The following is a 13161-nucleotide window of genomic DNA, read 5'->3' as shown; positions in this document are numbered from 1 at the left end:
CGGTTCGGCGGCGACGAGTTCGTCGTCGTCGCGCCGGCGGTCGACAACGAGGAGCATGCGATGGCGCTCGCCGCCCGCGTCTTCTCCGTCGTCACCGGACCGGCCAGGTGCGGCGAGATCGACGTCGACGTGAGCGTCAGCATGGGGCTGGCGGTCAGCGACGCCGACACCAGCGACGCCGCCGACCTGCTGCACCACGCCGACCTCGCGATGTACGAGTCGAAGAACGCCGGCCGCGGCCGACTCACGCTCTCGTCGCGTCCGAGCGAGACCGACGACCGGGCCGATGGCCTTCGTCGCGACCTTCGTCACGCGGTCGAGTCCCGGCAACTGACGGTGCACTACCAGCGGATCGTCCCGCTGCGGGACGGCCTGGTCGCCGGATGGGAGGCACTCGCTCGATGGGATCACCCGCAGCACGGACCGATCGACGCGCGTCGCTTCCTGGGGGTCGCCGAGGTCGCGGGCTTCGCCGGCGAGCTCGGCGACGAACTGATCCGGGTCGTCTGTGAGGACCAGCACGCGATCTTCGCGTCCGATCCCGGCTTCGTCGCGATCAACGTGTCGCTCGCGCAGATCGCCGTCGAGGGTGCCGCCGAGGCGGTGCTGAGCCGTCTCGAGACGGGTGGTGTCGACTCGCGTTCGGTCGTCGTCGAACTGACCGAGGGCGCCTTCGAACAGGGAGATGCCGTGGCCGCCAACCTCGTCCGCCTGCGCCAGGCGGGTGTGCGGCTGTTCCTCGACGACTTCGGCGTCGGGTACGCGTCGCTCAGCCATCTCCACCGGTTCCCCGTCGACGGCATCAAGATCGACTCGAGCATCGTCAATCCCGTGGTCGACGAGAACCTGGTCCGGCTCATCGTCGGCGTCGCCACGACACTCGACCTCCGGACCGTCGCCGAAGGGGTCGAGACCACCGATCAACTCGACGCGGTGAGCCGGCTCGGCGTCGACTACGCGCAGGGCTTCCTGCTGGCGCGCCCGACCCGACATCCGGAGGTTCCGTCCACGCCATGAGCATCGAGCCGTTGGACCCCGCGTCGATCGACCTCGATCGGTGGCGCGAGGTCGCCGACCCGCCCGCCGATGCGGCGGTGGCCGAGTACTTCGCCGCCGTCGAGGCGTCGGCGCCCGGCCAGCTGTTCGGGCACCTCGTCCGTCACACCAGGTTGCCGGCCGAAGAACAGGTGCCCGCGGTGCGCACCTTCCTCGAGACCGCGGCGATGCCACCCGACTGGGTCGACGAGCGGGCCGTCGCCCGGGGCCAGGAGTTCTTCAACCGGCTCGTCGCGCATCACTTCTCGGCGCTGTACCTGTCGTCGCTGCCGAACAGCTACGCCGCGGCGAAGGGTGTGCAGGTGCTGCGCCTGACCAGTCGCCTGCAGACCGACACCGAGCGACGGTTGAACGAGACCGCCCAGTTCATGATGGACATCGCAGCGCCCGGCGCGATGGATCCGGGGGGTGCGGGCGTCGACCGCATCCTGCACGTCCGCCTGATGCACGCCGCAGTGCGCTGGCTGATCGCCCACGACCCGTCCGTCGAGCGGGTCGAGTCCATGCCACCACCGGCGGAGGAGGGGTCCACGCTGGTCTGGTCGGCCTCGTGGGGCCTGCCGGCGAATCAGGAGGATCTGGTCGGTACCTGGCTCACGTTCACCGTCGCGGTCTACGACGCGTTCGACGTCAGCGGTGTCGAGTACGACTCGTCAGACGTCGACGATCACCTCCACCTGTGGCGCCTGGTCGGCCACTACCTGGGCGCGTCACCCGAGCTCGTCCCGCTCGACCGTGCGGCGGCCTCCGAGCTCCGAGATCGCATCTGGCACCGCCAGCAGGCCCCCAGCGGGGCCGGCCGGGCGATGACGGCGGCGCTCGTGGCGCAGTCCCATCAGCACATGCCGAGGTTGGCATGGCCCGTGATGCCGACCGCGTTCCGTCACTTCCTCGGTGACCACGTGGCCGACATGATCGGACTCGCACCGGCGAACTGGACCCGTCACCTCTTCCCGGTCATGAGCGCCTTGACACGGATCCTGACCCGCGGCAAGGCGACGAACCGCTTCCATGCGCGCGTCAGCGCGTTCGTCGGTCGTCACCTGATGAACGGCATCCTCGACGAGATGCGGCACGGTGACCGGCCGGCGTTCGCGATCCCGACGCACCTGGCCGACGCCGGCGGCCGATAGGCCGCCACGACCGGAGGTCAGATCGAAGCCGGGAGCTCGAGGCGCGTCATCACCGCCAGCTCCGCCGACGTGAACGGCGGCGCCGTGAGGCCGAGGACCTGCTGGCGGCTACGGAACAGGTTGGTGATGTAGCCCATCCGCTGGTGGAGGTCGGCCCAGTCGTCGGCGCCCGAGCCGCGCCCGGTGCCGCCGGTCGGATCCCACTCCTGCATCAGGGCGACCAGCGCCGGCAGCTCCATGTGTTCGAGTGCCGCCGGGAACATCGGTCCATCTGCGGGTGGCGGGACGTCGCGGCCGAGATGGAGGCGCTGGCCCGGCACGTCGAGGGTCATCAGGAGGTGCGTGGCGATGTGCTCCCACAGGAGCTCCACGTGCCGCACGATGCGGCGCTGCGCGAGACCGACGAGCCAACGCCGGACCGGCCCGGCTAGCCAGCGATGGCACAGTCCGTCGAGCTCGTCCCCGACGTCGATGAGCCCGGCGTCGAGCGCCGCCGCGATGTCGGGTTGGAGGCGCTGCTGCTCGTGGAGGACCGCGGCGACGTTGGCCGCCAGCACGAGCTGCGCCCGCTCGTGCGGATCGTCCGCACGGACGGCCATCGCGTAGCAGCGGAATGCCGTCCTGACGAGCTGATCGTCGCGCTCGGACGGAACGCCGAGCCCGTCGAGGTCCGTCTCGATGCCGTCGTCGGTCAGCGCGCTCGGCTCGACGTCGTCGAGCCATTCGAGGAACCGGACGAACAGGGGGGCGAGCTCCGCGTACACGAGCGTGTTGCCGTGGGCGATCCTGGCCGACACCTGCCCGACGGCGCGGGTGACGAGGCGCTCGAGATGCGAGCGGTGGAGCCGAGTCGTGAGCCGGCGGATCAGCGGCGGGTGGTCGTTCGCGTCGTCGACGATCGCGTCGATGTGGTGGTCGGCTCCCTCGAGGAGGTCGGTGACGAAGTGGGGGAGCTCCTCGCCCCGGATCGAGACGCCCGCTGTGTTGGACGCCCAGATCGCGAACGTGCACCACGTCTGGTCGGTGTGCAGATGGCCGAGCAGCCGCCGGGCGAGGTCGGCGTAGGACTGGGTGATCCAGAGGTTCCTGACCGCCGGGTCCTCGATCTCGCGGATCCGGTCGACGGATTCGACTGCGAGTGGGAGCCACCCCTCGGCGGTGGGCCAGTCCTCGGTGCGGGCGGTCAGCGTTTCGCTCATGGTGATCTATCGGCGCACATCGTGCAGATGTGAAGCGCGTGTGGCGAGCGACGGATCGGCCGATCGGCCCGCGGGTGCGCTGCTAGCGTTCCGCCGGTGTTCGAGCCGAGGCGGTGTCTCACCGTGGTCGTCCCCTGCTTCAACGAGGAGGCCACGGTCGCAGAGCTCCTCGGCCGGGTCTTGGCGTCACCGTGGGTCGCCGAGGTGATCGCCGTCGACGACGGCTCGTCCGATGCGACCCTGGAGATCATGCGAGGCGTGAGCGATCCGCGCCTGACGGTCCTCGAACAGCCGTACAACCAGGGCAAGGGGGCCGCGCTCAGGGCCGGCTTCGCGCGTGCCACGTCCGACTACGTGGTCGTGCAGGACGCCGACCTCGAGTACGACCCCGCCGACTATCCGCTCCTGCTCGAGCCGTTGGAGTCCGGCGACGCCGACGTGGTCTACGGCAGCCGGTTCGTCTCGGGGAGGCCGCACCGCGTGCTCTACTTCTGGCACTCGATGGGCAACCGGTTCCTCACCCTGCTGTCCAACGCCTTCACCGACCTCAACCTGTCCGACATGGAGACCTGCTACAAGGCGTTCAAGCGCTCGATCATCCAGTCGATCGAGATCGAGGAGGACCGGTTCGGGTTCGAGCCCGAGATCACCGCCAAGGTCGCCGCCCGCCGTTGCCGGGTGTACGAGGTCGGCATCTCGTACTCGGGCCGGACCTACGAGGAGGGCAAGAAGATCGGCTGGCGCGACGGTGTCCGGGCGATCGTCTGCATCGTGAAGTACTCACCGGTCGGCCGGCGCACGATGACGGCGGTCACGTCCTGAGATGCCCGCCGTCGCCGGTCAGAGGACCCAGGCGGCGGCGTCGGTCGGCAGCCGTCCCTCGGACAGTTCGGCGGACGTGACCAGCACGTCGCCGGCCGGGAGGGCGGCCGGTTCGATGCCGAAGTTCACCACGCAGACCACGCCCGAGCCGCGCCGGAAGGCGAGGACGTCCGGTCCGAGCTCCTCCCACTCGAGGGACTCGTCGTCGTCGAGGTACGAGCGGCGGACGCCCAGCGCCGTCCGGTACATCTCGAGCGTCGAGCCGTCGACGCCGGTCTGACTCGCGACCGAGAGCGCCCCGAAACCCGGCGGCTGGGGCAGCCACGGATCGCCGGTGCCGAAGCCGAGCGAGGGTCCGTCGGGAGTCCACGGGATCGGCACGCGACACCCGTCGCGGCCCTTCTGCTCGTGGTCGGAGTTCTCCCACACCGGGTCGTCGAGCACGTCGGGCGGAAGGTCCCAGACCTCGGGGAGGCCGAGCTCTTCACCCTGGTACAGGTAGACCGAGCCGGGGAGCGCCATCAGCAGCAGCGCCGCCGCCCTCGCCCGCCGCAGGCCGGCCACGGGATCGAGGTCGTCGTGCGGGCCCGTCAGCGGCCAGGTTCGCCAGTTCGTGTCGCCCGGCAGCCCGTAGCGGGTCGCGTGGCGCATCACGTCGTGGTTCGAGACGGTCCACGTGGGCGTCGATCCGACGTCGACAGCGGCCTTGATCGCCCGGTCGATCGCGGCCCGAGCCGGCGCGAGCTCCCACGGGGTCTCGAGGAAGTCGAAGTTGAACGACTGGTGGTACTCGTCGGGCCGCAGGTACAGCGGGAGCCGATCAGGGTGGACCCACGCCTCGGCGACCATCATCACGTCGCGTTCGGACGCATCGAGCACCTTGCGCCACCGGCGGATGATCTCGTGGACGCCGTCGCGGTCCCAGTGCGGGTGATTGCTCTGCCGGCTGTTGCCCAGCAGCCGTCCGGTGGTCTCCAGGTCGGGGAACGACTGGTCCTTCACCAGCGCGTGCGCGACGTCGACGCGAAATCCGTCGACGCCCAGGTCGAGCCAGAAGCGGAGCACGTCGTCGAACTCCGACCGCACCTCCTCGTTCTCCCAGTTGAGGTCGGGCTGCGTCGGATCGAACAGGTGCAGGTACCACTGGCCGTCGTCGACGCGGTGCCAGGCGGGCCCGCCGAACACCGAGGTCCAGTTCGTCGGTGGCTGCGAGCCGTCCGGTCCCTTGCCGTCCTTGAAGACGTAGCGCCCCCGTTCGCGCGATCCGGCCTCGGCGGCGAGCGCCGCCCGGAACCACCGGTGCTCGCTCGACGTGTGATTGGGGACGAGGTCGATGATGATGCGCAGGCCGCGGGCATGGGCGTCGGCGATCAGCTCCTCGGCGTCGGCGAGCGTGCCGAACCGAGGGTCGATGTCGCGGTAGTCGGCGACGTCGTAGCCGCCGTCGTTGAGCGGCGACGGGTACCACGGTGAGATCCAGATCGCATCGACGCCGAGCGCCTCGAGGTAGGGGAGGCGCGACCGGATGCCGGCCAGGTCGCCGGTGCCGTCGCCGTTGGCATCGGCGAACGACCGGGGATACACCTGGTAGACGGCACCGCGCCGCCACCACGTCGGCGACATCGCGAGCGAGGTGGTCGGGTCGGTGGTCGGTTCGGAGGTCGATCCAGGCGCTGGCACGCGCCCAGTATGCAAGCGTTTTCAGCCGTTGTCACGAGCGCTGCCGGGGGAGCGGCGCTCAGCCGATCGAAGCGTCGCGGCTGGCCCAGTACGGCGCACGGAGCTCGCGCTTGAGCACCTTGCCCGGACCCGACGTCGGCAGCGGCTCGGTGCGGAACTCGACCGATCGCGGCACCTTGTACCCGGCGATCAACGCGCGGCAGTGCTCGATCAGTTCGTCGCCGGTCAGCGATTCACCGTCCCGGAGGACGACGACGGCGTGGACGGCCTCGCCCCACTCGTCGCTCGGCACACCGAAGACCGTGGCTTCGAGCACCGCGGCGTGAGCGTAGATCGCGTCCTCGACCTCGGTGCAGTACACGTTCTCGCCGCCGGAGATGATCATGTCCTTCGAGCGGTCGAGGAGGTAGAGGTACCCGGCCTCGTCGACGCGCCCGACGTCACCCGACCAGTACCAGCCGTCGCGGAGCGCTGCGCTCGTCTGCTCCGGCTTGTTCCAGTAGCCGGCCATCACGTTGGCGCCCCGAATGGTCACCTCGCCGGCCTGCCCGGTCGGGATGGGCTCGCCGTCCGTGCCTCTGATCACGATCTCGCAGCCCATCACGGGCTGGCCGGCCGACTTCTCGCGCTCGGTGTCGAGGAGCGCGACCTCGTCGGCCGTCCCGGTGACGAGTGGTGCCGTCTCGGTTGCGCCGTAGAGGTGCACGAACGCGGTGCCAGGGAACGCCTGCACGCCGCGGCGCACGACCTCCATCGCGATCGGTGAGCCGCCGTGCGCGTAGACCCGGAACGTGCCGACGTCTCGCGGCCGGGCCAGCTGCTCTTCGACGGTGGCGGCCACCATCGTCGGGACGCCGAGCGTCTGGGTGATGCCCTCGGCGGCGACGAGATCGAGCATCGCGGCCGGCGCGAACGCCGGCAGGATCACCTGCGTCGCCCCGAGGAAGACCGACTGCAGCACGCTGATCGAACCGGCCGCATGGAACATCGGTGCCATCACGAGATACCGGTCGTCGACGGTCATCGGCTGGATGAACTGCGCGTTCACGGCGTTGGCCACCAGGTTGCGGTGCGTCAGCTTGACGCCCTTGCTGGCGCCGGTCGTGCCTCCGGTGTAGAAGAGGCCGGCCAGGTCGTCCTCGCGCAGCGCGTCGTCGTCGAACTCGAGCGGCGGTGCCGAATCGAGGAGCTCGTCGTACTCGCCGAGATCGATCCGGACGACTCGTTCGACGATGTCGCCGAGCCCGCCCGGGTCGCGGTCGCAGAACAGCACTCGGGCGCCGGCGTCGCGGAGTGCGTAGGCCAGCTCGGGCGCCGCCCAGCGGAAGTTGAGCGGCACCTGCACCCGGCCGGCCATCGGGATGCCGCAGTACAGCTCGACGAAGGGGATCGAGTTGAAGGAGAGGACGGCGATGCGGTCGCCCGGGTCGGTGGCGAGCTCGACGAGCGCCCCGTGGAGCCGGCGGAGACGGTGGCCGAACTCGTGATACGTCAGCCTCGTCCTGTCGCAGACGAGGGCCTCGCGATGGCCTGCGAGGGCCTCGGCGCGACGGAGCGCGTGGACGAAGGTCTGCACGCCGGCCATGTTCGCAGGTGGCGTGACAGGGCCGAAAGCCCGGAGCTACGCTCGTCGTGCGATGGCTACGCAGAGCACGCCGAAGAAGGGCATGACACCCCCCAAGGGACGCCCCACCCGCGGCCGCAACGAGGTCGCCCCCGACCGGCGGGTGTTCGGGCCCGTAGCCCAGTGGATCGCGTTCACCCTGCTGGCGATCCTGATCTTCGTCGTGCTCGTGATCTTGACCGACGGTGGCGACTTCAACCCGCTCGACGGCGGGCACAGCGGCACGCTGATCGATCTGACCACGTTCGGTCTGCTGGCCCCGTAGACGCCCGGGCCGACCGCTGCACGAGGCCGCAGCACGCGGCTTCGCTAGAGGCCCAACGCCGCCAGGTCGAGCGGTTCGCTCTCGCACTGGATGTAGTTCGCGACGTTCTGGGCGTGTTGGGCGTACACCGATGCCTCGTCGCCGGTCTCGGGGTCACCGATCCGTGTCGCCCACAGGTCGCGCTGCGCGAGCACGCCCTCGCAGCCGGACTCGAGCGCGATGTCGACCGTCTGCTGCACCGTCGCCGGTACCTCGCCCACGAACTGCACGGCAGCGCTCGGACGGATCTCGATCGGGCGGCCGTCGAGGGTGTCGCCGACGAACACGACGTCGGGCAAGGTCGTCGGAGGCAGCGTCGTGGTGGGATCGATCACCGCCGCGCACGTCGGAGCCGTCCGGACCGCGTCGTCGGTCACACGGTCGCAGCGGAGTGCCACGAACGTCGAGATGTCGTAGCCGACGATGCCCGGGTAGCGGGCGAGCTCGCCGGTGAACGCGGCGTAGGAGCGACAGGCGACGAGCGCGGCGTCGAGGAGCCGCACCTGTTCCGCGACCTCCGACGCCAGCGAGGCCTCTCGGACCGCGGCCTCGCACCCGGTCGCGACGTCGTCGTCGCCCTGCGGATCGCAGGCGGCCGCCAGGACGAGGACGACGGCGGACAGGGCAGCGGCGACGAGGCGTCTCGGCGGCAGGGCAGTGGGGGGACCGGTCACGCGACGCCCATGTTGACGCGCCGGGTCCTCCGATGCCAGTACCCCTGCCGGTCCGGCGTGACGACGACCTGGGTGATGGCGGCCGGAGTGCCGCTATCCTCGGCCCCGCTGGCGACGTGGCCGAGTGGCTGAGGCAACGGCCTGCAAAGCCGTGTACCCGGGTTCGATTCCCGGCGTCGCCTCCATCAGCGATCGGCCCCCGATCGGACTCGCCGGAGTCCCGTCGGGGGCCGTTTCCGTTCGAGCGGGGTGCGGGCCGGCCTCGCGCCGTGGCCGGCACCTAGACGTGATCGACGTCGAGTCGGCGCACCATCGCGTCGAACTCGATGTCGACCAGTTCCTGGTCGGTGGGCAGAAGCGTGTCGTGGTGCGCCGCCCAGGCGACCGCGAGGAGGATGATCGCGACGGCGACCAGCACGGGGATGGCGACGATGAGCATGAGCCGGCACATGATGGTGCTTGCGGGCCCGACGCGCCCAATCGGGGTGGGAGAGGTGGGGATCGGCCGGATCGCCCGGCATGGCTCAGACGAGCGTCCACACCTCGGGGGAGTCGGGTCGGTCGGTGAGGCCGGGAAAACCGCGGCGCTCACCGCTCCACGGCGCCGGTGCGGCGATCGTCCAGTACAGCAGTCGATCGGCGATGGCCGCGTAGTGCGTCCGGATCGAGGCGAAGGTCTCCCATGCCGTGTCGGCGTCGGCCTCAACCGGGTAGCCGGCCGCCAGCAGCCGTTGCCAGCCCGCGCGGAAGTCGGCGCGATCGAGGTCGACTCGCTCGAGGTCCTGTGGGATGCGCCGCATCGGGTAGGCGACGTCGTGGAGGCACGAGACCGCCTGGCGGAGGAGCAGCTGCGCCTCGGTGTGGTCGCCGTCCGGGCGCGCTGCGATCTCGAGGGCGGCGGCATCCGACACGGCGAGGAGCGCGACGACGAAGTGGTTGTGTGATCGAGGTCCCCGGAAGTGCGTGAGCACCGGATACTTCATGTGGGAGTCGGCGACCCTCGCGCTCCAGGCGCTCCACTCGTCGTACAGCGCGGGGAGCCGGTCGAGTCCACCGACCAGGGCGAAGCGCGCGAGGATCTCGGGACCCCACGAGGGCTTGCCGGTCCAGACCTCGAGCTGCTTCACCAGCGCCTCGCGCACGCGGACCTCCGCGTACAGCGACGGCAGGTAGCCGATCGTCAAGGCGACGAAGATCATGCCGGTCGCACCGGCGGTGACGTCGAGCGCGGTCGGGACCGGCGTCGCCGTGGAGACGAAGCCGAGCGTGAAGACCGACGAGCCGCTCTCGCGCAAGGCGTCGCCCACGGTGCCGGCCCACGGGAGCAACATCAGCCCGAACGCCAGTGTGAACGACCCGAGGAGCGACGACAGGGTCAGGATGATCACGGTCGGCGCTTCGAATCCCAGCAACCGATCGGCGTGGTCGAACGACCGCAGGCGCGCCGCCATGCCGTAGAACACCCGGTACCCGAGCCGGCCGACGGTGGCGGCGAGGAACGACCAGGAACGCCGCGGCACGATCAGCGTCTTCATCACCGCGACGACCGTGCCGATCGCGAGGACCACGCCGACGCCGAATCCCAGCCACCGCGCGAACTCGCTCACCGAGACCTCCCCGCGGAGCGCCTGAGCGGCAGCACGTCCGCCCCGCATCACCATTGCGAGCCGTGGCGGCGGAGACGGAACAGGGTCGAAAGACCCTTGCCGGTCGTGAGGATGCGGCTGCGCGATTGAGGACAGCACTGACGTGCCGTCTTGAGCCCAAGGGGAGCTGCCATGTCCGATCAGCGGTCGACCGGTTACCGAGTCTTCGAGTGGATCAACCGCCGGGCCTGGCCGCTCGCCGGCGTGATCCTGGTCGCCGCGGTCGCGATGGCGGTGATGACTCCCGTCGTCGCCGACGACGGCGACCCGTCGTTCGACCCGAGCGGCGAGATCTACGACACCGCCGACCGGGTCGACGAGCTGTTCGCGAGCCAGTCGCCGATCCGGACGGCGGCGTTCATCGTCGAGCGACCGGACGGCCGGGACGGCACGGACAGCGATGTGTTGACCCGTGACTCGCTGCTCGAGCTGCTCGAGAACCAGGCGACGGTGTTGGCCGACGAGGTGTCCCGCGACCATCTGGCGAGCGTGTTCGACCGCAACCTCGGCGTCACGATCGACGGCGTCTACTCGTTCGCGAACGCCGTCGACGACCAGCTCGACGGCGGTCTCGCCGCAGCCACCGAAGCCGACGTCAAGCTCGCGATCAGCGAGGTGCTGGCCGACGAGGCGTCGACGAGCTCGTTGCAGAACCTGCTCTCGGCCACGTCGACGACGCGTGAATCGACGACGATCGGGGGTCGTGACGTCGTCGGCTGGGCATCGCCGGCGTTCCGGTTGTTCGTCGCCTACGACATCGACACGTTCGACGGCACGCGGGTCGAGAGCTTCGGTGGTGACTCCGACCTCGATGCCGAGCGGTGGCTCCGCGACGTGCAGACGATGCTGCGTGGCGATCAGGAGTCGGTGACGGCGATCGGCCTGTTCATCGACGCCGGGCTCGTCGACGAGGAACAGGGTGCGGCTGCGGGGCCGTACATCTTCGGCGCGGTCGCGTTCATCCTGATCATCGCCGGCGCGCTGCTCCGCTCGTACTGGGCGGCCATGATGGTCGCCGCCGGCCTGGGCGTCGTGATGATGTCGTTCAACGGCATCAACGCCCTGATCGGGTTGAAGACCGGCTCGCCGCTCCTGATCATGATCGTGCCCATCGCGCTGATCAGCTTCGGCGTCGACTTCTTCATCCACGGCAGTGGCCGTGCCCGCGAGCAGCAGGTCGCCGGCACACCCCGCGAGCGCGCCTACCCACTGGGCGAGACGGCGGTGTTCGCGGCTCTCTTGCTGGCCGTCGCCTCGTCGGCTGCGGCGTTTCTCGCCAACACCGTCTCGGGCATCCAGGCGATCATCGAGTTCGGGATCGCGTCGGCGATCGGCCTGGTGCTCTGCTACCTGATCCTCGGTTGGGTGGCACCGAAGCTGCTGCTGGCGATCGAAGGTGCCCTCGGGCCGCGGCCGGCGGACCTCAGCCACCTCCGCGTCGCCTCGCAGAAGATCGGCTTCGTCGTCGCCGCGTTCATCGGCGGCATCAGCGTGACCATGGCGATCGTGTTCCCCGTGATCGGGTGGGCGATCTACACGGTGTTCCTCGCGCTGTTCCTGTACCTGCCGTTCCTGCTCACGCGCCGGCGCAACCGGGCGGCGGCGGAGGCGGGTCGACCGCTCACCGAGGAGGTGCGCGGCGCGGGCCACGGCTTCGTCGCCGCCGGCACGCTGGTGCACTTCCTGGCGCGCTGGCGCGTCTTCACGCTGCCCGCGGTCGCGGTGCTCGCCGTGCTCGGCCTGGTCGGTGCGTCACAGGTCGGCGAGGGGTTCGAGATCCGCGACTTCTACTCGTCGGACACCGACCTGATCAAGGGCTTCGACAAGAACGAGCGCTACTACGGGCCGGAGGGCGACATCGACTACGTCTTCATCGAGGGCGACCTGACGGCGCCGGAGACCCTCGAGGCGATCGTCGCCACCGAGGCTCGGATCGAGGCATCCGACGCGCAGTTCGAGCGGGACTACAACGGCGATGTCGAGTTCCGCAACAATGCCGTCACCGTCGTGACCGAGGCCACCGGATCGGCGACGATGCGCTCGGCGATCGCGTCCGCAGCCGGTGTCGAGATCACCGACGCCGACGGCGACGGATTCGCCGATACGCGTGAGCAGATCGCTGCGATCTACGACTTCGCGGTGGCGAACAGCATCGTGAACGACGACGGCGTGGAGGTCTTCACCCCCGATCAGACGCAGACGTTCCTGTACGTCGGCGACGGGACCCAGGCGACGACCATCGCGCTCAGCATCGCCACGATCACCGACGAGAGCATCATCCTCCCGGCCCGCGCCGTCCTCGAGGACGCGGGGCGCGCCCTCGCCGGACAACTCGCCGGTGAGGACGTCGTGGTCCGGGTGTCGGGCGGCGCGATCATGACCCAGAACACGCTCGACGCGTTCACCGAGGCGATGCTGGTGTCACTGCCGGTCGCGATCCTGCTGACGTCGCTGCTCGTGTTCGTGGCGCTGTTCTTCGTGTTCCGCAACTTCGGTCGTCGGATGGCGTCGATCCTCAAGCGGTCGACTCGGTACGCCTTGATCTCGATGGTGCCGATCCTGCTGGTCGTCGCCTGGGTCTACGGCTTCATGTACCTCGTCGGGTACACGATCAACGTCATCACCGCGACGATCGCTGCGATCGCCGTCGGTGTCGGCGTCGACTACGCCACGCACTTCACGATGCGGTTCATCGAGGAGTTCGAGCACGAACCGAGCCGGTTCCCGGCCTTGCGCCGAGCCGGCGAGGGGACCGGCGGCGCCCTGGCCATCTCGGCCGTCACGTCGATGACCGGATTCCTCATCATGGCGCTCGCGCCGATGCCGATGTTCGTCACGTTCGGCGTCCTCACCGCCGTGATGATCTTCTTCTCCCTGCTCGTCTCCCTGCTCGTGCTGCCCAGCCTGCTGATGACCATCACGCCGTCGCGCAAGGGCGAGGAGCGTCAGCTGCTGATCGACGAGGTCACGCACGGCGGCGAGTTCGAGTACGAACCGCACACCCGGGAGACCGCGGTGCGCAC

The 13161-nt window shown here is 69.8% G+C and carries 11 protein-coding genes and 1 tRNA gene; 6 read left to right on the top strand and 6 right to left on the bottom strand.

The features are described from left to right. Positions 1-1017: bifunctional diguanylate cyclase/phosphodiesterase (locus QNJ12_RS19465; RefSeq protein WP_300625200.1), on the top strand; the 1017-nt coding region annotated here is incomplete at its 5' end. Further along, positions 1014-2189, top strand: a complete 1176-nt coding sequence (locus tag QNJ12_RS19460; protein ID WP_300625198.1) for an oxygenase MpaB family protein — start codon at positions 1014-1016, stop codon at positions 2187-2189. The genes QNJ12_RS19465 and QNJ12_RS19460, both read left to right, overlap by 4 nt. 17 nt (positions 2190-2206) lie before the next feature. Here QNJ12_RS19460 and QNJ12_RS19455 read toward each other — a convergent pair whose 3' ends face one another. Then, the gene (locus QNJ12_RS19455; RefSeq protein WP_300625196.1) at positions 2207-3388 is read right to left on the bottom strand and encodes a hypothetical protein; all 1182 of its coding nucleotides are present in this window, start codon (positions 3386-3388) and stop codon (positions 2207-2209) included. A 96-nt stretch (positions 3389-3484) separates the two neighbouring features. Between QNJ12_RS19455 and QNJ12_RS19450 the strand changes: the two genes are divergently transcribed. Next, on the top strand, positions 3485-4210 hold the full coding sequence (locus QNJ12_RS19450) for a glycosyltransferase family 2 protein (RefSeq protein WP_300625195.1): 726 nt from the start codon (positions 3485-3487) through the stop codon (positions 4208-4210). Positions 4211-4228: 18 nt separating this feature from the next. On the opposite strand, the gene QNJ12_RS19445 is transcribed toward QNJ12_RS19450, so the two are convergent. Together QNJ12_RS19445 and QNJ12_RS19440 are read right to left on the bottom strand one after the other, a co-directional pair. Continuing rightward, complete coding sequence (locus QNJ12_RS19445; RefSeq protein ID WP_367281820.1) at positions 4229-5833, bottom strand: alpha-amylase family glycosyl hydrolase; 1605 nt, start codon at positions 5831-5833, stop codon at positions 4229-4231. A 115-nt stretch (positions 5834-5948) separates the two neighbouring features. Next, on the bottom strand, positions 5949-7466 hold the full coding sequence (locus QNJ12_RS19440; RefSeq protein ID WP_300625193.1) for a class I adenylate-forming enzyme family protein: 1518 nt from the start codon (positions 7464-7466) through the stop codon (positions 5949-5951). 61 nt (positions 7467-7527) lie between these two features. On the opposite strand from QNJ12_RS19440, the gene QNJ12_RS19435 reads away from it, so the two are divergent. Next, entirely contained in the window at positions 7528-7779 is a 252-nt protein-coding gene (locus QNJ12_RS19435) for a hypothetical protein (RefSeq protein ID WP_300625192.1), read from the top strand. A gap of 44 nt (positions 7780-7823) precedes the next feature. On the opposite strand, the gene QNJ12_RS19430 is transcribed toward QNJ12_RS19435, so the two are convergent. After that, complete coding sequence (locus tag QNJ12_RS19430; protein WP_300625190.1) at positions 7824-8492, bottom strand: hypothetical protein; 669 nt, start codon at positions 8490-8492, stop codon at positions 7824-7826. 110 nt (positions 8493-8602) lie between these two features. Here QNJ12_RS19430 and QNJ12_RS19425 point away from each other — a divergent pair. Then, positions 8603-8677: transfer RNA gene (locus QNJ12_RS19425), tRNA-Cys, on the top strand. Between the two features lie 95 nt (positions 8678-8772). Here the strand turns inward: QNJ12_RS19425 and QNJ12_RS19420 are convergent. Further along, on the bottom strand, positions 8773-8931 hold the full coding sequence (locus QNJ12_RS19420) for a hypothetical protein (RefSeq protein ID WP_300625188.1): 159 nt from the start codon (positions 8929-8931) through the stop codon (positions 8773-8775). 85 nt (positions 8932-9016) lie between these two features. Continuing rightward, complete coding sequence (locus QNJ12_RS19415; RefSeq protein ID WP_300625186.1) at positions 9017-10099, bottom strand: hypothetical protein; 1083 nt, start codon at positions 10097-10099, stop codon at positions 9017-9019. Positions 10100-10270: 171 nt separating this feature from the next. On the opposite strand from QNJ12_RS19415, the gene QNJ12_RS19410 reads away from it, so the two are divergent. After that, positions 10271-13161: MMPL family transporter (locus QNJ12_RS19410; protein WP_300625184.1), on the top strand; the 2891-nt coding region annotated here is incomplete at its 3' end.

Source organism: Ilumatobacter sp., assembly GCF_030065885.1.
In the GTDB taxonomy this organism is placed as follows: Bacteria; Actinomycetota; Acidimicrobiia; order Acidimicrobiales; family Ilumatobacteraceae; genus Ilumatobacter.
Note: the sequence above shows the minus strand (reverse complement) of the source record. Positions and strands in the feature narration are given on the sequence as shown.

What these genes read in the sequence shown, in the direction of transcription:
- QNJ12_RS19460 (WP_300625198.1), top strand. Translation starts at nt 1,014, where the DNA reads ATGAGCATCGAGCCGTTGGACCCCGCGTCGATCGACCTCGATCGGTGG.
- QNJ12_RS19455 (WP_300625196.1), bottom strand. Translation starts at nt 3,388, where the DNA reads ATGAGCGAAACGCTGACCGCCCGCACCGAGGACTGGCCCACCGCCGAG.
- QNJ12_RS19445 (WP_367281820.1), bottom strand. Translation starts at nt 5,833, where the DNA reads ATGTCGCCGACGTGGTGGCGGCGCGGTGCCGTCTACCAGGTGTATCCC.
- QNJ12_RS19435 (WP_300625192.1), top strand. Translation starts at nt 7,528, where the DNA reads ATGGCTACGCAGAGCACGCCGAAGAAGGGCATGACACCCCCCAAGGGA.
- QNJ12_RS19420 (WP_300625188.1), bottom strand. Translation starts at nt 8,931, where the DNA reads ATGCTCATCGTCGCCATCCCCGTGCTGGTCGCCGTCGCGATCATCCTC.